The organism is Domibacillus sp. PGB-M46 (assembly GCF_022668875.1).
Lineage (GTDB): Bacteria > Bacillota > Bacilli > Bacillales > Domibacillaceae > Domibacillus.
The window spans coordinates 281,822-305,536 of sequence record NZ_JAKGCR010000002.1; the positions used below are offsets into that span (position 1 = coordinate 281,822).

Below are 23,715 nucleotides of genomic sequence, written 5' to 3' on the forward strand. Positions count from 1 at the left end.
CCCTCCTGTGCATTGAAGTGATTGCTTGAAATCTGCTATACTGGAGACAAATATTTTTTCAAAAGGGCTTTCTATTCTTGGTTTGGCGACTGGCGAATAGAAAGTCTTTCCTCCCCACAATACTAAAACGCTTACAAAAAGACGATACTTATTTTCTGTTGCCTTATGATGTTTGACCTGCGGGCGGCTTTTCACCTCAGCTCCTTTCCTCTTCATCAAAATGTTAACGTTAACATTTTTTCATATCAAACAGAAAGCTTTCAATATGAACCTTAATATTGAGCAGAATAACTAAAATCTCTTTTTATGTTAACGTTAACATTTATAGAGGTATTATATCAAATCTTCCTTTAAATACAATCCCTTTATTTTCTTTCCCTTCTCTTGCGCTCCCATCAAAACCGCCGCAGTGCGCAAAGAACAAGCTGATATGGGCCAAAACAAAAACTTCCCTCAAGAGGAAAGCTTTTGTCTTGAAGCCTTAATCAATCAGTTAAAATACTTTAATTCGTCCGCCAGTTTCGACCGCCTAAATTCTTTTTGATGAAGGAAATCTTTAATTTCCTCTTTCGTTTGGTAAGAAAGCCGAATATGAAAATAATTAATGTATTCAATAAGGGCAAATACGTATAAAAACAAAAACCAATAAAATGTTGCAGGAAAGTCGAGCAGCTGCTTGATAAGAATGAGAACGCCAACGCCAATCAAACATTGATCGATCCGTTTAAACCATTGGAACATTTGCCGCTGGCCTTCGGGCAAACGGGTACGGCTCTTGCGCCTGATCTGCCTCAGCTTCAAAAACCAATACATGCTTCCCTGCAGCAGAATCAGTTCTAATAAACCAAACGCATATAAAGGCGGCAAAGAGGTTAAGTATGGTTGTGTCCATTCCATTATCCCTATATACATAATCCACATACCTGCAAAAAGAAGGGCAGCGAATAGTTCACCTGTACATAAGCTGACTAACTTTTTCTCTACTTTTTTCTGCATGTCATCCCCCGCTTTATTTTATTCCTGTACGATCGAAGCACCTCATTAGTTTTGACAAAGTGGACAATGAGGAAAAAAATGAGAAAACCGCCCTGCTGTCAGCGTAAGGCGGCTCTTTCTTTTATGGATCATGCTCGAGCTGAATTATCGTTCTCTATGGTTCCGATACGTCGCTCTTGTAGCTGTATTATGTGTTTCGAATATACGGTTGATTTCGGCTTCATGGTTTTCTCTAGCATCCACAAGCACTACAATGTTTCCTTCTTTTAAATAACGCTCATACTCTTTTGCTTTTTCCTCCGGTATACCGGCTCCGGCGAGCGCTCCAATAATACCGCCGCTTCCCAGGCCGACACCCGCTCCCGTCAGGCCGGCTACAATTGGGCCAGCCGCCACAATCGGTCCAATGCCCGGAATCGCAATTAAGCCTGCTCCAAGAATCGCACCGAGTGATCCGCCGAGAAGACCGCCGGAAAGAGCACCGATGCCTGCCCCTCTTTCTGCATGTTCCAGACGTTCACTGCTGTCTGTAATAATATCTGCATTTGTTTCATGTTCAATATCGCGTACGTCCTTGCTGCTTTTTGCAAAAACGGAAATGTCATCAATGCTGTATCCTTTCAGCTTTAATTCTTCAATGACTTTAATCACCGCTTCATGCTCATGAAAGACACCACCAATAATTCTCATTGCCATTATCCGTTTCTCCTCTCTTTGTTCAGTCTTTTTCTTATTACCCGTCATCCAGAAAACTAATCAACGAAAAAAACAGAAAAAGACTCCCGGCTGTACCCGCCGGAAAAACAGCATCCTTATTCAAGAAGCGCCGGATCAATTATAGGGGAAGCGAGCGTAATATCATTTTCTCTAAAAAGCCGGACAATAGAGTGACGGAGATGGCTTTCCACCCGCTCCTTGATTTCAAAACTTATAACTGGAATCTCCACCAGAAAATCCATCGACCGGCTGCGCAAATCCACAAACCGAATATCCGGAGCAGGCACAGATAAAATTCCATCCATTCTCTCCGCTATCTTTACGGCTGCTTCCTGCAAAAGAGCTTCTACTTTTTCTGTGTCCTCTCCGTATTCCACACTGACCGACACCTGGGCCATCGTTTCCGCCCCGGTCCGGTTTTTAATAACCTGTTCAATAAAGTACTGGTTCGGCACAATCAAAACGCCTTCTTTCGCTGTCCGGACAATTGTGGATCGCAGGCGGATTTTTTCTACCTGGCCGATTTTTTTGTCAATTTGAATAACTTCGCCTACCTCAATCGGCCGCTCAAATAAAATAATGATGCCAGAAACAAAGTTACCCGCCACATTCCGCATGCCAAAACCGATCCCAATGCCAAGCACACCGAGCAAAGCCCCAAGAGCAGTTAAATCAATGCCGACACTCGTAAAGCTGACCGCCAGTGCCACAATCATAACCGTATAATAAATGATTTGATTGAAGGTGTAGCCGAGCCCCCTGTCGACCCGGTAATAATCATAAACGGGCGTCAGCACATACCTCATCACAAGCTTTAAAAGCCGGTCAGCCAGCGACACAATCATAACCGCCATAATGATTAAAAAAAGAGAGACATCCACACCGCCATTGGAATACAGCGGGTAAAACAGCCAGCCGTTTTTGGAAAAATAAAGCAAAAACAGGAGGATCAAACAGTAAAAGGTCACCCAGTTTAACAGAGAGGAAATGGAAGTGAAGACCCCTTTTTTCATGCCTATTTTTTTAGCAGACATGGCATTAAAAAACCCTTTTAATACCACGTTCACTAAAATGACTGCCGCAAACAATCCAATAAACCATGCGAGCTGGAGATCTGAAAAATGCTTTAAAAAATCCGCCATTCGTCTTATCACCTAACTTGTTTTACAGTTTGCCGCTAAAAGTAAAAAACGGCTTTGTTTTGCTTATTCCCTCTTCGATCAGCACAAAACTTATTCAGCTTTCTCCCCGTCTTCCGCCTTTCCGCCCGCCTGCTGCGCATAAATTGAAAACGAATGTACAGAATAGAACCGTCGTATAAACGTGATCATAAACTTTTTAAGGTGGGTCCGCTATGCAAATCGAAAAAATTGAAACGTTTCCCCTGCTTCACCGTCTTGCCGCCCCTTACGGAGATGCGAATGGCCCTAAGAAATATAGATCGTGTTACCTTATCCGCATTACTACCAAATCCGGTCTTGACGGCTGGGGAGAATGCATCGACTGGCTGCCTGCTCTGCATGTCGGATTTACGGAAAGAATTATCCCATACTTAATCGGAAAATCTGCCGCTGATCGCCTGCCGTTAGTGTCCGTCATTCAAAAATGGCATAAGCGGGCGGCCGCTGCAGTCAGTATGGCTTTAACGGAAATTGTCGCAAAGTCTGCCCGTCTCTCGGTTTGTGATTTGTGGGGAGGAAAATGGCGGGACCGCATACCTGTGTACGCTTCCTTTCAATCTTATTCGGACCGTGATGATTGGATCGGCCACTCTCTGCGGCTGGTAGAAGGAGCGATTCAAAAAGAGTTTACGGCAGTAAAAGTAAAAATTGGCGGCAGAACGTTTCAAGACGACCTTACACATATTCACTCTCTGCAAAAAATGACTGAAGAACGAATCCCGCTTATTCTGGATGCCAACCAGAGTTACGATATGGCAGCGGCCCGCAAGTGGGGACCTTACCTATCAAATTGGACTAATCTTTTATGGCTGGAGGAACCCATGCCACTGAACAATCTAACTGAGTACAAGTTATTGCGTGCCAGCCTTTCTGTGCCGATTGCAGGCGGTGAAAACATAAAAAGCGCTAAACAATTTTTGCCGATTTTAAACGAAAATGCGTTTGATATCATCCAGCCGGATATTCTGCACGGAACGGGTATAGACGATTTCCGTAACGCCTTGCAGCTTGCCCGGCATTTCGGGGTCAGAGTATCTCCTCACAGTTACGATGGTGCACTTTCACGGCTGTATACGCTTTTTGCTCAGGCGAGCCTGGCCCCCTGGACAAAAATGAACGCGGACAGTATTGAACCGGTTGAGTGGGACGTAATGGAAAATCCGTTTTCCGAGCTCGTGCCTGTTACGCCATCCGGCGGCTCCGTATCAATTCCAGACGGGATAGGAATTGGAGTTGAAATCAATACAGATCTGCTCCAGGCTTACCGCTGGGATGGTTCAGCTTACTGGCAATAAATACCTATCTTCTTTATAGGAAAACAGACCTTTAGGGTCCCTAAGCATTTCAGTTTGTTTTGGGTGTTTGGACTGTTACGATAGAAAAGAAACTTCATCCAGAAAGGACAAAATGAAATGTCAAATATACAAATACCTGTATCGGTTTTAAACTTGGCCCCTATCCGCAAAGGACAAAAGCCAAAAGAAGCGATTGATTCTATGATTGATTTAGCGCAGGCGGCAGAAAAAATGGGCTACAGCCGCTACTGGATTGCAGAACATCACAATACACCTACTCTTGTGAGTTCCGCTACATCCATTTTAATTAAGCATACTCTTGAGCACACAAAGCATATTCGTGTCGGCTCTGGCGGTATTATGCTGCCGAACCATTCACCTCTCGTTGTCGCTGAACAATTCGGCACGATGGCGACTATTTATCCCGATCGTCTCGATTTAGGCCTCGGACGTGCACCGGGCACGGATATGAAAACAGCCAGCGCTTTAAGACGATCACAGCATGATACGGTTTATACATTCCCGGAAGATGTAAACAGCCTGCTGACATACTTTGGCCCGGCCGTGCTGCAAGGCGATGTAAAAGCCTACCCGGGCGCCGGCACCAATATCCCGATTTATATTCTCGGCTCTTCCACCGATTCCGCTTATTTAGCAGCGGAGCTTGGCCTGCCGTATGTTTTTGCCGCTCATTTCGCACCAAGGTACCTGGCAGAAGCTATTGCAATTTACCGCAACCGGTTTAAGCCATCCGATTATTTGGACGCTCCTTATATGATGGTCTGCTTGAACGTAATCGCAGCAGAAAGCGATGAAGAAGCCAAGTTCGAGTCTACAACGATGCAGCAATTTTTCTTAAACGTTGTACGCGGCTCCAGCGTGCCGCTCAGCCCTCCTGTAGAAAATATGGATGAACTGTGGAGCGAACCGGAAAAACAAATGGCGTCTTCCATGTCCAGCGTTACACTGATGGGAAGCAAGCAGTCTGTCCGCGACCAGCTGACGAGCTTCCAGGATATGTACAATGTAGACGAAATTATGGCCGTCTCTTATATTTACGATCCGGACAAGCAAAAACGGTCTTACGAAATTTTAAAAGAAATTACAGATGGGAACTAAAACAAAAAAGCGAGCCTTCTTCCAAAAGAAGACTTGCTTTTTTGTTTTATTTGAAAAAGATATTTTTCAGTTCATTCACTGTCAGCACAATAAATAATAAAATACTAATGCCCAGCGCAAGATTAGACCAGCGCTGATAACGGTCAATTGTCCCTACGTATGTTTTCTTGTTGAGTAAATAAAGCAGTGTAACCGCCATAAACGGCATAAAAATCGATCCCAGCGCCCCGTAAGCAATAATTAAAAAAACCGGCTTTCCGATAAAATGAAGCAGCATCGGCGGAAAGGTTAACCACAGCACGTAAAAACGATACGCCTTTGTTTTACTCAAATCCTCCTTGCTGATATGTTGATGGCGAATGGTCCGGATAAAATCAGCAAACAAATATGGAACCCCATTCCACACTCCAAGAACGGAGGTGAAGGAAGCAGACCAGAAGCCGATAAGGAATAAATAGCGTACAGCAGGATGCAGTTCATTTCCTAGAATAGAAGCAAAGTCGACCAGCCCTTTTTCGCCATTAATATTGATATTTGTCCCATACAGTAATCCCGCGCCCAATAGGAGAAGAGCAATCGTAAACAGAGCTGTTACAATATACGCAACAGCAGAATCATAGCGGACTGCACGAATAAAGGAAGGCCCCTGCCATTTGTTTTCCTGGAGCCAGTACCCATAAGAAGCCATTGTGAGGGAACCGCCTACCCCGCCAATTAATCCGAGCGCATATACTAATGATCCTTCTGGGAGTGTGGGAACAGCTGTATCTACAATGTCACTAAGTTGAGGTACAACCAAAACAGCAGATCCTACTACCGTAATAAACATAATGCCAACCAGCCAGTTCATTACCTTTTCAAATGTCTTATATTTCCCCCACCAAACCAAGCCAAAACCGGCTAATCCATGAATAACGGCCCATTGTGTTAAAGAAAGCTGAGGAAACAGTGCGGCCATTGCGAGGGCACAGGATGCTGTACCGGCAGCTCCATATACAAACCCCCAAATAACGGAATACACACCAAAATAGCCAGTAGCCCATTTTCCCATCATGTGCCAGCCTTCTAATATGGTGTTTCCACTTGTTAAGTGCCAGCGGCCTACCCCTTCATTTAAGGCAAACTTCAAAACAGAACCGATCAAAATAGCCCAAAGAAACACCAGGCCATAATTAGCACCCGCCATCAGTGCTGCCACTAAATCACCCGCACCTACTCCGGTAGCCGCCACGATCAGCCCCGGCCCGATCACCGACGTCTTTTTTACAGGTCCATTCAACTCCTCGTGTGTCTGCATGTGCTTTTCTGGTTTCATCGTCATCCCCCTTGGTTTAACTTGACACCGTTTACACAAAATTATTTGGTAAACTAAACCATAAAATATAGATCACTTTCATTTTACCTTTCTTTTCCTAAATAATCTCTTCTTTAAGCTCTTTTCTTTACATCTCTCTCTCAATAATCTATCTTTTGATCAAACAAGCTAAAAGCTTTGCGGTTAGAAAGGTTGGGATAAAATGAAGCTGAGTGTATTGGACCAGTCTGTTATTGCGGCCGGCGAAACGGGAGCGGATGCATTAAAGAAAACCGTGAAGCTGGCGCAGTCGGCAGAAGCCATGGGCTATACCCGCTTTTGGACAGCAGAACATCATAATACAAACGGAATGGCGGGATCCGCACCAGAAATACTCATTTCGCATATTGCCTCACAAACAAAATCAATCCGCGTCGGATCAGGCGGCGTGCTTCTCCCTCAATACAGCCCTTATAAGATTGCAGAGAATTTTAAAGTGTTAGAAGCGCTGTTTCCAAACCGGATTGATTTGGGCATCGGCCGCTCCCCCGGCGGTTCTGCCGATACCCGTCTGGCTCTCACAGACGGTGTGCGGAGGAGCTTAAATGAATTCCCGAGACAAGTAAGAGACCTGCAGCGTTACTTAACGGATGGAGATAAAACGATAAAAGCCTATCCGAAGACGATCGGGATTCCCGAGATGTGGATGCTGGGCATTACCCATCGCGGTGCACGGACCGCTGCCGAAAACGGAGCCGCTTTTACATACGGCCATTTTATTAATCCTTATAACGGCCAAAGAGCCATGAAGCAATATCGAAGCGATTTTCAGCCGTCCGCCCTGCTGAAGCACCCGAAGGTAAATGTCTGTATTTTTGTTGTATGCGCGCCTTCCCAGGAAAGAGCAGATGAAATCGCCCTCAGCCAGGATGCCTGGCTTTTAGCGGTTGAAAAAGGAGGCGACACAAGAATTCCAACCATTGAAGAAGCCAAACGAAAAATCTTTACACAGGCAGACAAAGAAAAAGTAAAAGAAAACCGAAAACGGATGATTGTCGGCACCCCGCAAAAAGTAAGGGACGAGCTTCTTGCCCTGAGCGACGCGTATCAAACAGAAGAATTTATGGTCATTGCCAACGTGCACAGCTTTGAGGATAAAGTACAGTCTTATGCCCGTTTGGCCGAAGTGATGTTGTAAATAAATAGACTGTTTTTCCTAAAAAAAGAAAGACCCTTCTGTTGTCAGAAGGGTCTTTCTTTTATGAATAGTAACGGTTTGCTCTTCTTCTAAAGAAGACCTTGCGGATAATTGCAATTAACGCGACAACCGCGAGTACATTAACGAGTAGTCCTAATATAGACCCAAGCATTCCCATGCCGCTAAGCAGACTGCCAAATATTAAGCCTGCCAATCCGCCAAGCATAAGTCCTTTCATTAATCGGCTTGAGAAAAAGCTGTTCTTTTTCTTCGTGGAAAAAGTCGATTTATTAGATACCGCTGAATTGGCTTTTTTATTTTGAAACGTTGAAGTAGAAGGGCTGTTCACGCTGCCGTTTGTGCTCTTGAATCCGCCCTTGCTTCCTCTTGCTTCTACGGTTGTTGACTGATCATGAAAAACTGCACTTCCAACCGGTGAAAACGCGATTGCTGCTGCAAGTATAGCCGTAATAAATTTTTTCAATGTTCTATCTCCTTCATGCTCATAAGCATGGTATTTTGTAGTAGATCCTGCCTCTTACCTATCTTTCTTATGACAACATAAAATTAGTTGTTACGCTTGAGACAGCCCTTTCTTTGAAGGCGAACGCCTTTTAATTTATTCTTTCTCTTACACTATGATTATAGCATTTTTTACGTTTCTTTGAAAACGAATAAACTTGGGAACAGAGACCAAAAGCAGGACATTTACACACTTCTATTTTATTTATTTTTAAATTACAGTACCCCTCTATTTATTTAAAAAACATTGTATGCTGTTAAATGATTCTTTTAGTCCAGGTCTACTAGGTTCTTACCTTTAGACTCATAAAGTTTCAATGCTGTTCCCTGCTCCGTTATTGGATAATAGTCTACTTCACAATAATAAAGTCCGTCTTTTACTTTTGAGTAACCCTGGGTAGAAAATGAAATCATCCTTTCATCAACGGAAACTTCCATACTTTCTGCTGTTCTTCCGCCCCCGTAGACCCAAACTTCGCATTTTCCTTCATAATGCTCGGTCTTATTCGTTAAAACATTGGGCAAATCCATTAAAGACAAAATAAAGATGAATCCAAATGCAAAAATTAAAAAAGCATACACTAATTTATTTCTGAAAGGAATTTTGTAAGAAGCGTCCTCTTCCTTGTTCCATTTATATGAATAAATAAAAGAGGCCACTATGGCGATAGAGCCAACTCCTGAAATAGCTAGCATTGAATAAAATTCTCGCAAATACTGTCATTCCTTTTTAATGATTCTTTTCTTGTTATTATAGCAAGATACGTAAAAGAACGGCTTAACTAAACAAAAAAAGCTGACCTTGCAGGCTCAGCCTTCGTCCCTTCTACTTGTGCGCCTTTCAATTAACAACAAAAAACCTCCCTGTTAAGACCCGTACAGAGTCCTCCAGAGAGGTTTTTTCGGCTTACAAGCTGACCACTGTGCAACTGTAAGCTTCAAATCTTGATATGATTCCTACTGGGTTCGAACCAGCGACCTCTACCCTGTCAAGGTAGCGAAATGCTTGTATAACGGTATAAAAACCTTTCTTTTATAGGACTGGATACTATAGAGAATGAAAAAAGTTTTTAAACGTCACCATTTCGTCGCCACCGTGTCGCCAACAATTAGCCCTCTAAAGCTATGCTTAATTGAATGAGATATTTCAGAACACTAAACAGTAAAATTTGTTTTAATAAAAATTTTTATATAATGAAATCTTTTGTTACATCTTCAATTATTTCTCTAGCTAGTTTCTCGCATGTTTTTCTTATCTTTTGAAGTCAGTGGAATGAAAGACCCTTTTCCTTCTTCAATATTATTAATTTTTAGTTCCTATAGATCTTAAATCTAGAGTTGGCAATATAATACTCTGATGCGAATCTAATGATGATATCATAGATACAATGGTTCTTAAATAAGGATAAACTATACCTATTCCGTTAACTACTAATAATTGTTGGATTTCTGATACATCTCTTTTTTCATTCTTCTCATTTATACGCATAGATTCGTTTAGATCAAAGAAGCCATCAATTTCTAGAAACAAAAAAGCGTCTTTTTCTTTACTTTCTAATTGAACACTCATTGTCAATTTTGCTTCTTTAAGATCTTCAGTAATTCCTTGTTCAATTGTAAACCCAAAATCTGAATCATTTTCCTTTTGTTCAAAACCTTCAATTGGTTCTTTCGAGTACTCTAATTTGTTTATTGTATAACCAGTGAAATTAAAAATAGGTTCCCCCATAAATGTTACCTCTCAGTTTAATAGATAAAATTACACAATTTGAAGAAGTAGTTCTTCTGGTGATTCACTTTGCTGTTTGACAGAAGTGAAACAATCATATTTCTGCTTGGTATCATTAGTTGGATAAGCATTAAACCCAAATTCTTTGGCCAATGCAGACGACACCGTAATTGAACCCATAAAAAGATACTTAGTGTCCAATTGTACTAAATCTCCATCATGTAAATTATAAATAATTTCTTGATTCACTTTATTAACAACTTGGTTAGTAAGTGTCTGCTTTAGTCGTTCTAATTTTCTCATCTCTATACGTTTTCTTTTTTCATCAATTGCCGCTTTAAGTCTGTTGACTCCCTCATTATCTTCTCCTTGAATCATTGGATAGATAATTTTTTCGAATTTATCTGCAAACTTCTCAATTTTCTTTTGGTTAACCATATTCAACATCTCCCTTGAAGGATTTTAGCAAACATTATTTTAAGATCTGGCTAAATTACTTAGTTCACCATGATGGGATATGTCTTTAATTTTACTCGTATTTCTTATACTATGATATTCATCATAATAATAATCCAGATTTTTTTTCAAAAATTGATTACTTACAACATCATATTCTTCGTCTTTAAAATCAAGAAACAATCCGATTAAAATTGCTGCAGCATAAGGATCTTCATAAAACTCGTCTTCAATTGTTAAAAGCAGTAATTCCACCATGGCTGTAGCAGCTTCAAGCAGCTTAGCATCAGAATTTTTCTTTTCCTCGAAATGTTTAAGTACTTCATTCTTAAGTAAAGCAGTTACTTCATCCAGTCTTTCCGTTAAATTGAAATAAGAGTAATCTGAATCATACGCAATGTTAATTATCGTATCATGCCTATGCAACTTGGCATACCGAGAAGCCATTTCTGAATTATCTTCAGAGAAGCAATAGACACCTTTTCCTAGCCAGTAAACGTAGAGGGCTGTCTCCCAATCTGGATCTATATAATAATATTTACCCGGCAAATTGCTTGTATTACGTGCTAATCTAACCAGCCAGTAGTCTAAACACTCTTCATAGTCAAAATATGATTCGTTAATTCTCTTAGTACGTAATATTTTTTTTGCAGCTTTTGTATTAGTACAATGGATAAAGTTCAATCTATTCCCTCATTCACATTTGTATAATGTAAATATAACCAAAACAGATCGAACAGTAAATATTTATATCCTAATATTCTTTATATTTTTCCCCAATTACAACTAAAAAATTCAATAATTTTTATTTTGACTGCAAACCCCTAATAAATTTTCAAATAAAAGGGACGATGTAATGTCCTAAATTTGCAGTATTCTTTCGAAGTATCTTAAATTGTTTTGTTTAAAATTTATCACTAGTTATATTTTACTTTTCTTAGGACTTCGTCAATAAACTTCCTTCCTTTTTGTGTCCATTTTAAATGTGTAACTGTATACCCAGTCTTTCCTCTTGGTATAGTTTCCGCTTTAGCATACCCCGCACTTTGGTATTCTTTATATAAAACCCATTGCCCATTTACCTTATACTGAACCTTTTCATTAAATAAAATTTTGTTCAAAGCCACGGCTGACAGCTTATAATCTTTAGCTATTTGAGTAATTGTCAAGGTATTTTCACTGAAAAGAACCTTATCAAAATAATCCGCTTTAGGTTCATATTCTTCAATGCGTTGCCGCAACATCTTATTTTGAGTTTCGACTTCACTACGCTTTTGTTTTTCATTTTCTAGGCTGGTTAGAAGACCATGAACATAACCAGGATTATTAATTGCTTGTTCCAGAACGTCATCAGCCATATATGCACCATGCTTACGAATGGATGGAATAACTTCATGTAAAATCCAACGTTTAAATTTTTTAGCTTCAGATTTTCGTGAAGCCATAACAAGAGAATAAAGTCCATATTCATTTACAACGTTTACTTCACCTTGTCGCCCTAAGTTAAACTTAGCCCGTTCGTCATCATCTAATTTTTGCAGAACTATAGTGGGATTGGTTAACTCCAAAATATTACACACGTCTTTAGCGACAAACCAAACGTCATCGCCTTTCAAAATTGTACGTACTTCCTGCATACCATAATTAAAAAATTGTAAGTGATTCATTTTTCATTTCTCCTTTTGTCTTTTCTTGTATTACTAACGAAAGGAAAAATGAATTCAGACACCGGCAGACGATAAAAAATTGTAAAAAGTTTTTCGAGAGGACTTTTACGGGTCGGATCACCCTTCCGCCCACGCGGTGTTCCCTTTTTAGGGTCTGTGATTTCTAGCGGGGCACATGTGTAGACTGGCTGTTCTTTTTCCGGCTTACTTCGCTGTATGCTGGCTGCCTTGCCTATTGCCATCTGAATTTTCACTTCTTCTGTAATATCAGCAGCTTTAATAACATCAGACGCTTTTTCTTCAATTTTCATGAGTTGTGTCCGTACTTCCTTGGCTACTCCTGAATCACGAAGTAACATACCAAAGCGGAGAATAGCACGTTTTGAATAAAGGTTTACATTAGATACAGATTTTCCTAAACCGATCTCTTCAAGGGCTACTACATGCTGTAGTTCGGCTTTCATTTTTTTAACTTCCTGAGATTTCAAATTTATTAATCCATCAGTTAATAGTTCTTGATAGAATTGAAAGTAAATAACATTTAAATGGCTTAGCGGAACTTCGTAAAAATTGGCAATTTGTTGTGCAGTTGCGTACTCCTTGCCTGGCAGTATAAGCAGGTTGCCAATTTTGTCTAACACTTCAATTCTAGAAGCTAATTCCTCACGTAATTTAGGATTTTCAATAATTTCATACTTTGTCATTTTCGTTTTCCTCCTAGGGTTAATGTTTTTCCTTACACTCTTATAACGGGAATCTTCCAAAAATCAGACGCAGAAAATAATTTTTTTATACGTCAAACTTTTTCTCCCTGAAGTTAGTGTTCTTCCTTACACTCTTATAACGGGGTTCGTCCAAAAATCAGATACAAAAAATAAATTTTTTTTTACGACAAATGGTTCCTCCTGAAAGTTATTATTCTTCCTTACAAGCTAATAACGGAGGTCTCCTAAAAATCAGATGCGGAAAGTACAGTTTTTGATACGTCAAATTAGTTCTAAATTAAAAAAGTATTTTAAAAATTATTTAGACCGCTTTTGTGGGATCTAGGTGGGGTGGTCCCCCGTGGTACCCCCTCCCTGTGAGGATCGTACCTTTTGGAGTGCCTGTGTGGGTGCAGTGTGGGCTTAGTGCGGCATACTTCGCGGTGTTGCTGTGCACTTGCTTTTCCTTCGCTTTGCCTGTACTTGGGTGTTGTCCTGCTGCTTCACCGTGGTGTGTGCCTTGCCCTGGCTTGGCCCTGTGCTTGCGTGGTGCTGTGCTTGGGCCCCAATGTTTGGGACCGTGTGTGCATGGCTGCTGTACTGTGTAGTGTTACTATGTGTAGCCTGCGGCTGTTTATTGAGTGCCTCGCCCCTTGTTGCCATGATATGTGGGTATGTATGTGGCCTTTAGGAATACACTTTTTCTCCCGTATACTAGCCCCTTAAATTGAAAAAACGGCCCTAAAAAGGACCGTTAATTTCTTATTGCTATAGAAGTGTATTCGTAAATGCTGTGTGATTACTTGAAGCCGTACTTGTCATAACATGACACTACTTTTCACTTCAAACGCCTCTATTACTCAGTTTCTTTACAAAAAAGACACAATACACGTGACATTGATTGCATAATTTTCGCTATAAACCTGTTACCAGAATTTAATTTTCGGCTTTGTTAAACGATAGGGTTCTTACGTAAAGCTGGTGATGGGCAAAAACTATTCGGCAATTCAGAGTATGGGTATAAACTGCTAAATACAAGGTTGTTAATAACACATACAGTCGAACGAATACTTCTATTTCTAGATAATCATCTGCTTCTTCACCAAAAACTCGTAAGAACCAACGAGGTGTTGATTTTTGTAAATTCCACTTCAAACAACGCCCCCGTTAGTTCAACAAGCATTACATTAAATCACCATACATTTCATATCTCCCTAAAAATTCATATATTTCTTTTTTCACCCTTCGCATATCTCCATATCCATCCACAGCCATTTCATATTCAGCGTCTAATTCATTTATTTTTGAAAATATATCATCTTCAATATTTCGTTCCCAAGCTAATCTATAAATCGAAGTAATCACTTGATCAATTTCGAGTTCTTTTTCCGCAAATGATTTGTACAGGAGACCTAATATAACTTTCGATGCAATATCTATGTGATTTCCTCTTGTTGTTTCATTTAAAAGCCTGATAACGTCATCTATTTTTTTATTACTCGATAACGAAACTTCGTACAATTGATAAGGAATTCCAGAGGGTTCCAATTGTAATATCGTTAAATCAACCCATTCAACTACTTTAGGCAGTTTAAAATATCCTATTCCCAATCCAAGTTGACATGCAGCCAACTTCTCCGACAAATTCAGCATTTTTTAATCCACCGTTCAAGAATAATTTGTTTTAATTTTAGCATATTTTACTTCAACTAAACTTGCCCGTTAGCTGAATAAGAAAAGGCTGCCGAAATGACAGCCGAGATATCAAACAAAAGCCCCCGATAGTTGAACAAAGAAGGATATTCAACTAATCCGTGAAAGAACCTCCTGGTAAAGAAACTAAATAAAATCCGTTGTCTCCTTGTAACTGCCATCCCTCAAAATAATTACTGTCGTGGAACAACTCAAGATAAATGCTGCCTTCAAATTCCACAATTAAATCAGCTATTTCTTCAAAATGAAGGATATTCATTATTCTATTTCCCATTAGAATCTTTTCAACATCTTTATGCGAGTATCTTTCAGGTGATTGGTGACAGTCTGAATATCCAATCACAATTTCATTAGCAACCTGTAACCTCCAGGGACATTCGATGATTAAACCAGCCGTTTCAAAAGCCATTCCTAAGGGCAAGTTCTCTTCTGTATTCACTTCTGTAACCTTCTGACCAATAAAATATTTAAAATCAATATTACTTAGTTTTCTATACATATTCATCCCTACTCTAAAGAAAATCACTTACTTAGAGTGTAACGTTTCCTGCCTTGTTCGAACACTTCTTATTCAACTATTCTGCACCGTTAGTTGAACAAGAAAATCAACAGTAACGTCTAACATAGCCTAATTTTCAAAAAATATTATACTTAACCAGTTTGTTTTTTAGAGAATCAAATAACCTTCGAACAGTTTGCGGATGCGGTACCCCTAATTCTGAACCCCATTCTCGAAGGCTGCCACTAGGATTGTCATAAATAAGGGCCAGTAGTTCTCGTTCTTTTTCCGTCAACTCTTCCGCATTAAACATTTCTTCAATAGTCTCTTTGTAGATGTATTGCTGTTCCATACTTGGAGAGTTGTCCGGCAAGCGTTCAATAGATTTCTCGTCTAAAGTAGCCGCTTTATACCAAGGAGAATGTTTTTCTGTATATAAGCAACTCTTAATAAAGTCGATCATACGTGTTTTCCAAAACATCTCTAAAGTTTCTACCAACATAAATTCTGTATCAATGTCGCCACTTTCTTCGTAATATTGAATAGCTGCAAAGGTTATCTTCCATAATTCTGCTTCAAAATCATGATAAGACAACCGGACGCTTTTATACTTCTTTTCATAGTATTTTGCCTTCGCTTCTATGGTGAATTTTAATAACTTTTGAAGTTCCGAGTAGACTTCATCAGTATCCTTGTCCCAATCACTAAATACCATTTGAACTTGCCGCACCCATTTTATTTTTGAACTAGAATATTTTCTTTTAAGGCGTGATTCCATTTTACTCACTAATTCTTGATAAGAGTCTGCCTTTAATATTTGTGATCTATCTATTTCTTCAGCACGTTTAAAGATTAGCTTGTTCATACTTCCACCTTCATTTGTTTAGTTTGGTGACATATATCGAGTAATACTGTAGGTGGATCACCTAACGTATTCATATATATATTCGAGATTAAATTCTCTTTGTCACATAACACAAACGAAAAAGGGGAGTTTTTCAGACAAAGCTTTTCAGATATATTGGCGGCAATCTATACGCTTCTTTTATTATTAACTTTAATCAGTTTTCATAGGGCGTTGACAAGAAATAATAAATCAAATACCTTTATTAAGCAGACAGGGTACATTCATGGCTTTAGAGGGCATCACGAGAGGATGTTTGCTATGAAAGGTTCTGTAAGAAAAGACGGTAACAACTGGTTATACGAAGTGACAATTAAGGTTGATCCTATTACAGGTAAACGAACACGGAAGAAAAAACGAGGATTTAAAACCAAGCGAGAAGCGGAAAAGGCATTAGCAGTGTTATTAAACGAACTTGCTAGTGAAACATATTTAGAACCATCTAATACACCTTTTCAGGAATACTTGGCCGACTGGTTTCAAACAAAGCGGAAACAGATCGGTACACAAACCGCTAAAAGCTACGAATCTTATATTCGTTATCATATTGTCCCTTCTTTAGGGGAATATCCTTTATCTAAACTGACGACTATAATAGTCCAGAAGTTTATTAATTCACTCATCGATAAAGGACTTTCTAGTGCAACAGTTAAAAAGATCTATAACATCTTGAACAACTCGATTCAAAGGGCTATGAACTTAGAGTTAATTCCTAAGAATGTCGTATCTAATGTGGAACTGCCTCATATTAAAAAGAATAAGATCCAGGTGTGGGATACAGAAGAAGTGAAACTGTTCCTTAAGTTTGCAAAAGAAAGTAGATATTACATCGCTTTTCACTTGGCTGTTACGACAGGAATGAGACAAGGTGAACTGTTGGGTTTACGATGGAAGGATGTAGACTTAGATAGAGGAACGATCCATCTTAGGCAAACGTTAAGCCATGATGGGAAAGATTTCATTGAGGGGGCAAAAACTGCTTCAAGCATTCGTTCGATTACTCTATTGACTCAAACAGTCGCTTCTTTAAAAAAGCATAAAGCGAAAATAATGAGAGAAAAATTAAAAGCGGGAACTGACTACACAGACTATGATTTAGTGATATGTACGTGTTACGGAACTGTTTTAAGTCCAAGAAACCTCCTTCGAACTTTCAAGGCTTTAAGCAAAAAAGCGAAAGTACCGGAAATACGGTTTCACGATCTAAGACATACTCACGCTACCTCACTTTTACTAGAAGGTATAAACCCTAAGATTGTAGCGGAACGTTTAGGCCACAGTAAAGTTAGTGTAACACTAGATACCTACTCTCACGTGCTGCCTAACATGCAAAAGGAAGCAGCGGAAAAACTGAACAAAACTTTATTCGGATGACCCTTAACGGAAATAAAGATAGTTATTTTCACCAAACGGTCGCCAAATTGGTCGCCACGTTGCCTGCTGGATTTAAATTTATTAACGCTAAATAAAATAAAAAAACCGCAAACCCTTGAGTATCAAGAATTTACGGCTTTGAACATTGATGATTCCTACTGGGTTCGAACCAGCGACCTCTACCCTGTCAAGGTAGCGCTCTCCCAGCTGAGCTAAGGAATCGTTTACTGACAATTTATATTCTATTCAATAAAGTCTTCGATGTCAACAAGTTTATGTATCTTTATGGATGTAAGTTCATATTGCTCCTCTTTTATGCTTGCAGTATGAGGTTGGCAGCTCCAACCAGGCCTTGATTACCAAAGCAGGCCCTTTTCCGCCAAACGGCAAGGGCCTGCTTTCTTCTATTATTTAATCTTCCGCCACATAAGATACAGCACAGTCATAAAGAGAACCGTCATTAAAAACGCTGTAATAAGCGCGATAATATACGTATTCGTCCCGGAAATCGGTGACTGGTTCCCCATGGAGACGAAAATGCCGGCCATAATAATACTGAAAGCGAGCATAATCACACTGAGGACGATGAGTGACGCCATCCGTTCAAGGCGCCTCATCAGATTGTTATCGGCGGTTACATGCATTTTCAGCTTCGGCTGGCCGCCTTCCCATTCATTCAGCGTTTCATTTAAAATACTCGGCAGCTTGTTGGCGGCCATTTTAAACAAGCGCAAAAATGAACGGGATTCGCGTATCACTTCCTTTGGATGAATACGTCCAAACAGCACCTCCTTCGCCATATCGCGCACCATGCCGGATAAGCTTGAGCCCGGATCAAGAGCAATGACGGTTTGTTCCACTTTCAGAAAAGCCTGTCCCACTTGAACAAAATCTTTTGGAATGGAAATGTGATGGCGGCCGGCAACAGCAAAGAGCTCCTGCAGCATAGCGCCCATTTGGACCTCCGCAAGCTCAACGTCCATGTATCCCGCCATCCAGCGGCTGATGTCACGCTGAAGCTGGCGCCGTTCGATCGGCTTTCGCGCACCGAGTTCGAGCACAAGCATCGACAGCGCTGCGGCATCGCGGTCAGCGAGGGCAAACAAGCAGTCTGATAACAGATGCCTCATATCCTCTGACAACCGGCCGGTGTTACCGAAATCAATCAGCCCAAGACGGCCGTCATCCAGAAGCAGCAGGTTGCCCGGGTGCGGATCGGCATGAAACACGCCATCGATAAATACCTGGCGCAGCACAGTTTCCGACAAAGCCCGCGCAAGCTCCTGCCGCCGCTCGACATCCATTTCTTTGATCACATTGCCCCGCAGTGATTTTCCGTTCGCAAATTCCATCACCAGCATTCGCTCGGTCGTCCATTCCGAGAAAATACGCGGTACATAAATACGCTTATCTTTCATCGATTCCCGCATTCCCGCCGCCTCGGCGGCTTCGAGCCGGTAGTTCATTTCCCGGCCAAGGGCCGCCGCGAAATCATCAATAATCGCTTTTAAGCTGATCTGCCGCGCAAGCTCGGAGTTTCGCTCAGCGAGGCTGGCCAACTGGCGCAAAATCGAAATGTCGTTTCGAATTACCGGCTCGATGCCCGGCCGGCGAATTTTGATCGCAACCTCTGTTCCATCCTTTAAAGCAGCGCGGTGCACCTGTCCAATTGACGCGGCACCGAGCGGCATTTCTTCTATATACAATAGCCAGTCTGCAATCGGCTGTCCCGTTTCTAACTCCACAATCTTTCGAATATCATCAAACGGCATTGCCGGTGCACTGTTTTGCAGCTTGGCAAGCGGCTCTGTCCAGGATGGAGGCAGCAGATCGGTTCGCGTGGATAAAAACTGCCCAAGCTTCATAAAGGTCGGACCCAGGTCTTCAAGCGCCCGCCGCAGTTCTTCGCCTTTTACATTTTGTTCTTTGGCGGCCCAGCGTGTGAACGGAATTTTTTCCGCCAGCCCAAGATCTTTTATGTACCCAGCAAAGCCATGCCTTGCAAAAACTGCCACGATTTCCGGCGCACGCCGGAGCGTCCCGATTTTCACCACATTGTCACCTTCTCTGTTTCCATTATTTTGTTCATCATACCATACTCACTGCTGCCTCTGCTTGCAAAAGAACATTTATTCCCTCTTGGTCATGGTACAATAAGCTGACTGCATTTTTTACAGGAGGTTTTGACATGAAACGCGGAACCATTCAGGATCACTTTATTCATTCAGCCGAATTAGGAGAAGACGTTTCTTTTTTGGTATACGTGCCGGCAGACTTTTCACCGATGTTTTCGTATACCTTTTTAATCTGCCAGGACGGCAAAGACTACTTTCAGCTTGGACGGCTCCCGCGCCTGGCCGATGAACTGCTCGAAGCGGAAGAGATAGAACCGTTGATTATGGTCGGCATTCCCTATCTTAACAAGCATGACCGGCGCGAAAAATATCATCCGGACGGCGTGCAGCAATCCGCATACATACGCTTTCTCGCCAATGAACTTGTGCCTTATCTGGACGGGCAATTTCCGGGGCATGGCAACCGTTTTGGCCGTGCGCTCGCGGGCGATTCCCTTGCTGGTACCGTTTCCTTTATGGCAGCGTTAAAACATCCAGATTTATTCGGGCGCGTCCTGATGCATTCGCCTTTTGTGGACAGCACCGTAATGAATTTAGCCGAGTCGGCAGAGACTCTTCCTTCTCTTTATCATGTGATCGGCACTGAAGAAACGGATGTGCTGATGACAAACGGCGAACGGGCGGACTTTCTGACGCCGAACCGGGCGCTTTCTTCGCTCCTATCCAGCAAAAGAAACGACTATTTTTATGAGGAGTTTGCCGGCAATCACACATGGACTTACTGGCAAAAAGACATGAAACGGGCGCTTTTAAAAATGTTCGAATGAGGCCTGCCTCCCATTCTGCATTTTTGAAAACGTTTGGTATACTAATAGAGAAAAGGTTATTTTAAAGGAGTGAATGAACATGAAATACGGTGTTGTCATTTTTCCATCAAAATCTTTGCAGGATAAAGTAAACGGTTACCGGAAACGGTACGATCCGCATTATGCGCTCGTGGCGCCTCATATTACGTTAAAAAGCCCATTTGACGCAGATGAACAGGATATAAGCAAGATTGCAGAGCAGCTGCGCCGTGTTGCTTCGCTTCATCAGCCGTTTTCGTATCACGTCAGCAAAGTTAAATCGTTCGAACCGGTAAATAACGTGATTTATTTTAAAGTGGATCCGAACGATACACTCACTTCTTTATATGAAATGCTCCATACGGAGGAATTTCCGGGTGAGGAGCCGTACGGATTTGTTCCCCACATTACAATCGGCCAGAAGCTGTCCAATGATGAACATTCCGATGTTTATGGAGCCCTGCAGATGGAATCAATTGATTTAACGGAAAAAGCAGACCGTTTTCATTTACTGTATCAGCTTGAGAATGGCTCATGGACAGTTTATGAAACATTTTTACTTGGGAAGGATGCATAAAACGTGAACGTTGTAAAAACAACAGATCTTGATCAGCGGGAAGATGCGTATTCTGTACGCACAACCGTTTTCGTAGGAGAACAAAATGTTCCGCCTGCACTTGAAATTGATGAGTTGGAAGATGAAGCTGTTCATTTTATTTTGTATGACGAAGAGCAAAAGCCGTGCGGCGCCGGACGGTTTCGTACTGTCGGAGAATTTGGAAAAGTGGAACGGATTTGTGTGCTCAAAGAAGCAAGAGGGCGCGGCGCCGGCAATCTGATTATGGAGGCGATTGAGCAGCATGCTCAATCGGTAGCCGGCCTGACAATGCTTAAGCTTGACGCACAGCTTCACGCTATTCCCTTTTATGAAAAGCGCGGCTATACAGTCGTATCTGGCGAGTTTTTGGATGCAGGCATTTTGCATAAAACGATGACAAAACCGCTGTGACCACAAAAAAGCGTATTCTCGATGAGGGGAATACGCTTTTTTGTGCGCTTATGTAAACGCTGCTTCATTATGCAAGACGGTCAATTTCAATGCCTCTTCCACTGATCTGCGCCATATGTACACGAAATGCTTCATGCTCACTTTGCCGTTTTCTTCTTATTTCTTCCGTGCTTAACTGGACCTGCGGCTCTGTGCGCTCTTGCAGCACTTTTTCAAACGTTACTTTTGAAGTCGGATCAATCGGTGCATACCCAACGGCTGCTTCGTTTAAAACCCGTTCTCTGTAATCATTGTATTGGAATTGTGGGATTGGAAGAATGTAGCCCATGTTATTCGCTCCTTTCGATAAAATATTCATTAATCTCCATATATATTCGCTTTTTCCTCATTTATTCCTTACGTAAACGCTTTAATTGAGAAACAGATCATTTGGCCTGTATAAATAGGAAAAAGAGCAGCGTTTTTGCTGCTCTCCTTCTAGGCTCATTTGATCATCTTTGTGATCGTATTCATATCGAGCTTTTTGCCGTCTTTTAAGATCGTGCGGACGATTTCATCTTCGACCTGCTTCGGCACTTTTTTCCCGGCAAGCGCGGCTGTTTGCGCGACAACCGCACGGATTGTCCGTTCATCTTTGAAATCAGCATATTGAAGAGAGTCGACGAGTGCAAATATATCGCTCATACGCACGCCGGTCTTTTTTTCAATATTGCCAAAAAATTTATCGTTCATTGTCCGCTCCTCCTTCTAATGCATCAATAAAAACTCGCACCGACGATGATGAGCAAAATGAACAAAACAACAATCAATACAAATGTGCTTGAGCCGCCGTAACCGCCACCGTAACCGCCGCATCCATACATTGCCATATATTTCTCCCCCTTTCACTGTTCTCTCCTTATCATATGAGAGGAGTGCAAAAAGGGATGGGCCCTGTTCACCCTTTTGGTTTAAAAAAGAGGGCACCGATAAATCCAAACACGATCGCAGCAGAAATACCTGAGCTTGTCACTTCAAACATGCCGGTCAGCACGCCGACTACCCCATGGAGCTTCGCTTCCTGCATCGCACCTTCTACAAGTGAGTTGCCAAAGCTTGTAATCGGCATTGTTGCACCGGCGCCGGCAAAACCTACAAGCGGTTCATAAAGATCAAAGCCTGCAAGCAGTGCTCCGACTGAAACGAGAATCGACAACGTATGACCTGGTGTCAACTTTCCAAGGTCCATCATAAGCTGACCAATGACACAAATAAGCCCGCCGACGACAAATGCCCAAAAAAACATTGCGATCATCTTCTTCTTCCTTTCTCTACGCCATTTCTTTTTTCAATTTAATAATTTCCGCCAGGCGTTTATCCGCTTCTTTTTCTGTAAAATGTCCCGCTTCCATATCTTCTTTTAAACGAACTGCTTCAAGAAAAATCTTATAATCGCTTGACACAACAATTTCTACTTTTTCTTTTTCTGCCGTTTTTTTCATACGTTCAGCCAGGTTTTTTTCGATTTGCTTCATTCGAAACCGCTCCAGATGGCGCACTTTGTAAGCTACAAGCAGCTGCTTCGTGCCTTTTACAACGGCTGTATCGTAAATCTCATCAAAAGAATCTGCTTCCTTTTTTATTTCCGCTGCCAGCTGATCGTCATGACCGTCCAGCTGAACAGCATCGGGATCTGCTTTTTCAATCATCGCCGTCCCGTCGTGCTCGGGTCCGCACCCTGCCAGCAAAAGAACTAAAAAAATGCACGCTGTTTTTTTCATACCCGCACCTCCGTTTTCGATCAGTATGTGCGAAACCAAAAAAAAAATTCCATTCAATGCGGCATTTGTCCATGCCTTTTTGAATGAAATTCATACTGTAATAATGTACCGATATTAAAGGAGGAATGCACAATGGGATGCCACAAGCATCGCGATGATGACAAGTTTGAGAGCTGTGTATGCGAAGTTGTCCGCGCGATCCGTGATATTCAAGACGCACGAGAAGATGAAGAGTGCCGTGATTGCAAAGACTGCTTCGCTGAGCCGCTGGGCGACCTGGATGGACCGCGCCGCCGCAATGCAGACACACGTGTGTTTACACTGACAACAAAAAAAGGAAAGCCATTTTTTGCTTTCTTTAGTCCAGATGAAGCTGATGATTGTGACGCCGGCTGTGTATCCATCTTCTTCCGTGTAGAAGATGTATTTGACAGCTGCTGTGCGCGCCTGCGGGTACTTATGCCGCTTGATGATGATCATGAGCCGGTTAACCTTGCATGCGACGAAGGCATCAGCTTAAAGCAGGTGTGCAAAGTCGAAAATTTTGACAAGACACGAAGCTGTGTAACGGTCGATCTAAATGAGTTTATTGCGGTTCAGTGCATCAAAGACGTTGATCTTGATATCTGCCGTTAAAATCTACCGCCTCCACTAACGG

Annotated in this window: 28 protein-coding genes and 1 tRNA gene; 8 read left to right on the forward strand and 21 right to left on the reverse strand. The window is 41.6% G+C overall.

Translation table 11 applies throughout. The features are described 5' to 3' along the window. Positions 1-489: 489 nt before the first annotated feature. The 3 genes from L2D08_RS03465 to L2D08_RS03475 all read right to left on the reverse strand — a co-directional run bounded on the left by L2D08_RS03465 (position 490) and on the right by L2D08_RS03475 (position 2,855). On the reverse strand, positions 490-996 hold the full coding sequence (locus L2D08_RS03465) for a hypothetical protein (protein WP_242232332.1): 507 nt from the start codon (positions 994-996) through the stop codon (positions 490-492). 144 nt (positions 997-1,140) lie between these two features. Beyond that, positions 1,141-1,692, reverse strand: coding sequence for a general stress protein (locus L2D08_RS03470; protein WP_242232333.1), 552 nt, complete (start codon positions 1,690-1,692; stop codon positions 1,141-1,143). Positions 1,693-1,808: 116 nt separating this feature from the next. After that, positions 1,809-2,855 (reverse strand): mechanosensitive ion channel family protein, encoded by a 1,047-nt coding sequence (locus L2D08_RS03475; protein ID WP_242232334.1) that lies wholly within the window; start codon positions 2,853-2,855, stop codon positions 1,809-1,811. Between the two features lie 212 nt (positions 2,856-3,067). On the opposite strand from L2D08_RS03475, the gene L2D08_RS03480 reads away from it, so the two are divergent. Together L2D08_RS03480 and L2D08_RS03485 are read left to right on the forward strand one after the other, a co-directional pair. Further along, the gene (locus L2D08_RS03480; RefSeq protein WP_242232335.1) at positions 3,068-4,189 is read left to right on the forward strand and encodes a mandelate racemase/muconate lactonizing enzyme family protein; all 1,122 of its coding nucleotides are present in this window, start codon (positions 3,068-3,070) and stop codon (positions 4,187-4,189) included. Between the two features lie 117 nt (positions 4,190-4,306). Beyond that, on the forward strand, positions 4,307-5,308 hold the full coding sequence (locus tag L2D08_RS03485; protein WP_242232336.1) for an LLM class flavin-dependent oxidoreductase: 1,002 nt from the start codon (positions 4,307-4,309) through the stop codon (positions 5,306-5,308). Positions 5,309-5,354: 46 nt separating this feature from the next. Here the strand turns inward: L2D08_RS03485 and L2D08_RS03490 are convergent, their stop codons facing one another. Further along, the gene (locus tag L2D08_RS03490) at positions 5,355-6,623 is read right to left on the reverse strand and encodes an Nramp family divalent metal transporter (RefSeq protein ID WP_242232337.1); all 1,269 of its coding nucleotides are present in this window, start codon (positions 6,621-6,623) and stop codon (positions 5,355-5,357) included. A 202-nt stretch (positions 6,624-6,825) separates the two neighbouring features. On the opposite strand from L2D08_RS03490, the gene L2D08_RS03495 reads away from it, so the two are divergent. Beyond that, the gene (locus tag L2D08_RS03495) at positions 6,826-7,800 is read left to right on the forward strand and encodes an LLM class flavin-dependent oxidoreductase (RefSeq protein ID WP_242232338.1); all 975 of its coding nucleotides are present in this window, start codon (positions 6,826-6,828) and stop codon (positions 7,798-7,800) included. A gap of 61 nt (positions 7,801-7,861) precedes the next feature. Here the strand turns inward: L2D08_RS03495 and L2D08_RS03500 are convergent, their stop codons facing one another. The 10 genes from L2D08_RS03500 to L2D08_RS03545 all read right to left on the reverse strand — a co-directional run bounded on the left by L2D08_RS03500 (position 7,862) and on the right by L2D08_RS03545 (position 15,955). Continuing rightward, complete coding sequence (locus L2D08_RS03500) at positions 7,862-8,284, reverse strand: hypothetical protein (RefSeq protein ID WP_242232339.1); 423 nt, start codon at positions 8,282-8,284, stop codon at positions 7,862-7,864. Positions 8,285-8,592: 308 nt separating this feature from the next. Next, a complete protein-coding gene (locus L2D08_RS03505) occupies positions 8,593-9,018 on the reverse strand; it encodes a hypothetical protein (RefSeq protein ID WP_242232340.1) in 426 nt (141 codons plus the stop codon). 607 nt (positions 9,019-9,625) lie between these two features. Continuing rightward, positions 9,626-10,051, reverse strand: a complete 426-nt coding sequence (locus L2D08_RS03510; RefSeq protein WP_242232341.1) for a protein-export chaperone SecB — start codon at positions 10,049-10,051, stop codon at positions 9,626-9,628. A gap of 30 nt (positions 10,052-10,081) precedes the next feature. After that, complete coding sequence (locus L2D08_RS03515) at positions 10,082-10,489, reverse strand: hypothetical protein (RefSeq protein WP_242232342.1); 408 nt, start codon at positions 10,487-10,489, stop codon at positions 10,082-10,084. Between the two features lie 39 nt (positions 10,490-10,528). Then, positions 10,529-11,191: a hypothetical protein gene (locus L2D08_RS03520; protein ID WP_242232343.1), complete on the reverse strand. Its 663-nt coding sequence runs from the start codon at positions 11,189-11,191 to the stop codon at positions 10,529-10,531. A gap of 233 nt (positions 11,192-11,424) precedes the next feature. After that, positions 11,425-12,174, reverse strand: coding sequence for a phage antirepressor (locus tag L2D08_RS03525; protein ID WP_242232344.1), 750 nt, complete (start codon positions 12,172-12,174; stop codon positions 11,425-11,427). Continuing rightward, positions 12,171-12,878, reverse strand: a complete 708-nt coding sequence (locus tag L2D08_RS03530) for a hypothetical protein (RefSeq protein WP_242232345.1) — start codon at positions 12,876-12,878, stop codon at positions 12,171-12,173. Before L2D08_RS03530 ends, L2D08_RS03525 begins: the two co-directional genes overlap by 4 nt. Positions 12,879-14,060: 1,182 nt before the next feature. Next, complete coding sequence (locus L2D08_RS03535) at positions 14,061-14,531, reverse strand: hypothetical protein (protein WP_242232346.1); 471 nt, start codon at positions 14,529-14,531, stop codon at positions 14,061-14,063. Between the two features lie 154 nt (positions 14,532-14,685). Further along, positions 14,686-15,096, reverse strand: a complete 411-nt coding sequence (locus tag L2D08_RS03540; protein WP_309241325.1) for a DUF6188 family protein — start codon at positions 15,094-15,096, stop codon at positions 14,686-14,688. Between the two features lie 130 nt (positions 15,097-15,226). Next, positions 15,227-15,955 (reverse strand): sigma-70 RNA polymerase sigma factor region 4 domain-containing protein, encoded by a 729-nt coding sequence (locus L2D08_RS03545; RefSeq protein ID WP_242232348.1) that lies wholly within the window; start codon positions 15,953-15,955, stop codon positions 15,227-15,229. A 300-nt stretch (positions 15,956-16,255) separates the two neighbouring features. On the opposite strand from L2D08_RS03545, the gene L2D08_RS03550 reads away from it, so the two are divergent. After that, the gene (locus tag L2D08_RS03550) at positions 16,256-17,368 is read left to right on the forward strand and encodes a site-specific integrase (RefSeq protein WP_242232349.1); all 1,113 of its coding nucleotides are present in this window, start codon (positions 16,256-16,258) and stop codon (positions 17,366-17,368) included. 149 nt (positions 17,369-17,517) lie between these two features. Here L2D08_RS03550 and L2D08_RS03555 read toward each other — a convergent pair. Together L2D08_RS03555 and L2D08_RS03560 are read right to left on the reverse strand one after the other, a co-directional pair. Beyond that, positions 17,518-17,590: transfer RNA gene (locus L2D08_RS03555), tRNA-Val, on the reverse strand. Between the two features lie 185 nt (positions 17,591-17,775). Next, complete coding sequence (locus L2D08_RS03560; RefSeq protein WP_242232350.1) at positions 17,776-19,422, reverse strand: ABC1 kinase family protein; 1,647 nt, start codon at positions 19,420-19,422, stop codon at positions 17,776-17,778. Between the two features lie 134 nt (positions 19,423-19,556). Here L2D08_RS03560 and L2D08_RS03565 point away from each other — a divergent pair, with 134 nt between their 5' ends. The 3 genes from L2D08_RS03565 (at position 19,557) to L2D08_RS03575 (ending at position 21,297) form a co-directional block, all read left to right on the forward strand. Then, the gene (locus L2D08_RS03565) at positions 19,557-20,270 is read left to right on the forward strand and encodes an alpha/beta hydrolase (RefSeq protein ID WP_242232351.1); all 714 of its coding nucleotides are present in this window, start codon (positions 19,557-19,559) and stop codon (positions 20,268-20,270) included. A gap of 79 nt (positions 20,271-20,349) precedes the next feature. Beyond that, the gene (locus L2D08_RS03570) at positions 20,350-20,865 is read left to right on the forward strand and encodes a YjcG family protein (protein WP_242232352.1); all 516 of its coding nucleotides are present in this window, start codon (positions 20,350-20,352) and stop codon (positions 20,863-20,865) included. Positions 20,866-20,868: 3 nt separating this feature from the next. After that, on the forward strand, positions 20,869-21,297 hold the full coding sequence (locus tag L2D08_RS03575) for a GNAT family N-acetyltransferase (RefSeq protein WP_242232353.1): 429 nt from the start codon (positions 20,869-20,871) through the stop codon (positions 21,295-21,297). A gap of 67 nt (positions 21,298-21,364) precedes the next feature. Here L2D08_RS03575 and L2D08_RS03580 read toward each other — a convergent pair whose 3' ends face one another. The 5 genes from L2D08_RS03580 to L2D08_RS03600 all read right to left on the reverse strand — a co-directional run bounded on the left by L2D08_RS03580 (position 21,365) and on the right by L2D08_RS03600 (position 23,057). Further along, positions 21,365-21,625, reverse strand: coding sequence for a hypothetical protein (locus tag L2D08_RS03580; protein WP_242232354.1), 261 nt, complete (start codon positions 21,623-21,625; stop codon positions 21,365-21,367). A gap of 155 nt (positions 21,626-21,780) precedes the next feature. Next, positions 21,781-22,029: a stage VI sporulation protein F gene (locus tag L2D08_RS03585; RefSeq protein WP_242232355.1), complete on the reverse strand. Its 249-nt coding sequence runs from the start codon at positions 22,027-22,029 to the stop codon at positions 21,781-21,783. A gap of 23 nt (positions 22,030-22,052) precedes the next feature. Next, positions 22,053-22,166: a YjcZ family sporulation protein gene (locus L2D08_RS03590; protein ID WP_285879211.1), complete on the reverse strand. Its 114-nt coding sequence runs from the start codon at positions 22,164-22,166 to the stop codon at positions 22,053-22,055. A gap of 68 nt (positions 22,167-22,234) precedes the next feature. Next, positions 22,235-22,591 carry a stage V sporulation protein AE gene (gene spoVAE, locus L2D08_RS03595; protein WP_242232356.1) on the reverse strand — a complete coding sequence of 119 codons (357 nt, stop codon included), beginning with the start codon at positions 22,589-22,591 and terminating at the stop codon, positions 22,235-22,237. A gap of 16 nt (positions 22,592-22,607) precedes the next feature. Beyond that, a complete protein-coding gene (locus tag L2D08_RS03600) occupies positions 22,608-23,057 on the reverse strand; it encodes a sporulation protein (protein WP_242232357.1) in 450 nt (149 codons plus the stop codon). 132 nt (positions 23,058-23,189) lie between these two features. Here L2D08_RS03600 and L2D08_RS03605 point away from each other — a divergent pair, with 132 nt between their 5' ends. Continuing rightward, positions 23,190-23,693 carry a CotY/CotZ family spore coat protein gene (locus tag L2D08_RS03605; protein ID WP_242232358.1) on the forward strand — a complete coding sequence of 168 codons (504 nt, stop codon included), beginning with the start codon at positions 23,190-23,192 and terminating at the stop codon, positions 23,691-23,693. Positions 23,694-23,715 lie beyond the last annotated feature (22 nt).

Bases quoted from the DNA above. Each gene is read 5' to 3' on its own strand.
- L2D08_RS03535 (WP_242232346.1), bottom strand. From the start codon at position 14,531: ATGCTGAATTTGTCGGAGAAGTTGGCTGCATGTCAACTTGGATTGGGA.
- L2D08_RS03485 (WP_242232336.1), top strand. From the start codon at position 4,307: ATGTCAAATATACAAATACCTGTATCGGTTTTAAACTTGGCCCCTATC.
- L2D08_RS03475 (WP_242232334.1), bottom strand. From the start codon at position 2,855: ATGGCGGATTTTTTAAAGCATTTTTCAGATCTCCAGCTCGCATGGTTT.
- L2D08_RS03605 (WP_242232358.1), top strand. From the start codon at position 23,190: ATGGGATGCCACAAGCATCGCGATGATGACAAGTTTGAGAGCTGTGTA.
- L2D08_RS03465 (WP_242232332.1), bottom strand. From the start codon at position 996: ATGCAGAAAAAAGTAGAGAAAAAGTTAGTCAGCTTATGTACAGGTGAA.
- L2D08_RS03470 (WP_242232333.1), bottom strand. From the start codon at position 1,692: ATGGCAATGAGAATTATTGGTGGTGTCTTTCATGAGCATGAAGCGGTG.
- L2D08_RS03490 (WP_242232337.1), bottom strand. From the start codon at position 6,623: ATGAAACCAGAAAAGCACATGCAGACACACGAGGAGTTGAATGGACCT.
- L2D08_RS03585 (WP_242232355.1), bottom strand. From the start codon at position 22,029: ATGAACGATAAATTTTTTGGCAATATTGAAAAAAAGACCGGCGTGCGT.
- L2D08_RS03515 (WP_242232342.1), bottom strand. From the start codon at position 10,489: ATGGTTAACCAAAAGAAAATTGAGAAGTTTGCAGATAAATTCGAAAAA.
- L2D08_RS03510 (WP_242232341.1), bottom strand. From the start codon at position 10,051: ATGGGGGAACCTATTTTTAATTTCACTGGTTATACAATAAACAAATTA.
- L2D08_RS03530 (WP_242232345.1), bottom strand. From the start codon at position 12,878: ATGACAAAGTATGAAATTATTGAAAATCCTAAATTACGTGAGGAATTA.
- L2D08_RS03600 (WP_242232357.1), bottom strand. From the start codon at position 23,057: ATGAAAAAAACAGCGTGCATTTTTTTAGTTCTTTTGCTGGCAGGGTGC.
- L2D08_RS03590 (WP_285879211.1), bottom strand. From the start codon at position 22,166: ATGGCAATGTATGGATGCGGCGGTTACGGTGGCGGTTACGGCGGCTCA.
- spoVAE (WP_242232356.1), bottom strand. From the start codon at position 22,591: ATGATCGCAATGTTTTTTTGGGCATTTGTCGTCGGCGGGCTTATTTGT.
- L2D08_RS03505 (WP_242232340.1), bottom strand. From the start codon at position 9,018: ATGCTAGCTATTTCAGGAGTTGGCTCTATCGCCATAGTGGCCTCTTTT.
- L2D08_RS03580 (WP_242232354.1), bottom strand. From the start codon at position 21,625: ATGGGCTACATTCTTCCAATCCCACAATTCCAATACAATGATTACAGA.
- L2D08_RS03540 (WP_309241325.1), bottom strand. From the start codon at position 15,096: ATGAATATGTATAGAAAACTAAGTAATATTGATTTTAAATATTTTATT.
- L2D08_RS03495 (WP_242232338.1), top strand. From the start codon at position 6,826: ATGAAGCTGAGTGTATTGGACCAGTCTGTTATTGCGGCCGGCGAAACG.
- L2D08_RS03480 (WP_242232335.1), top strand. From the start codon at position 3,068: ATGCAAATCGAAAAAATTGAAACGTTTCCCCTGCTTCACCGTCTTGCC.
- L2D08_RS03525 (WP_242232344.1), bottom strand. From the start codon at position 12,174: ATGAATCACTTACAATTTTTTAATTATGGTATGCAGGAAGTACGTACA.
- L2D08_RS03545 (WP_242232348.1), bottom strand. From the start codon at position 15,955: ATGAACAAGCTAATCTTTAAACGTGCTGAAGAAATAGATAGATCACAA.
- L2D08_RS03570 (WP_242232352.1), top strand. From the start codon at position 20,350: ATGAAATACGGTGTTGTCATTTTTCCATCAAAATCTTTGCAGGATAAA.
- L2D08_RS03550 (WP_242232349.1), top strand. From the start codon at position 16,256: ATGAAAGGTTCTGTAAGAAAAGACGGTAACAACTGGTTATACGAAGTG.
- L2D08_RS03565 (WP_242232351.1), top strand. From the start codon at position 19,557: ATGAAACGCGGAACCATTCAGGATCACTTTATTCATTCAGCCGAATTA.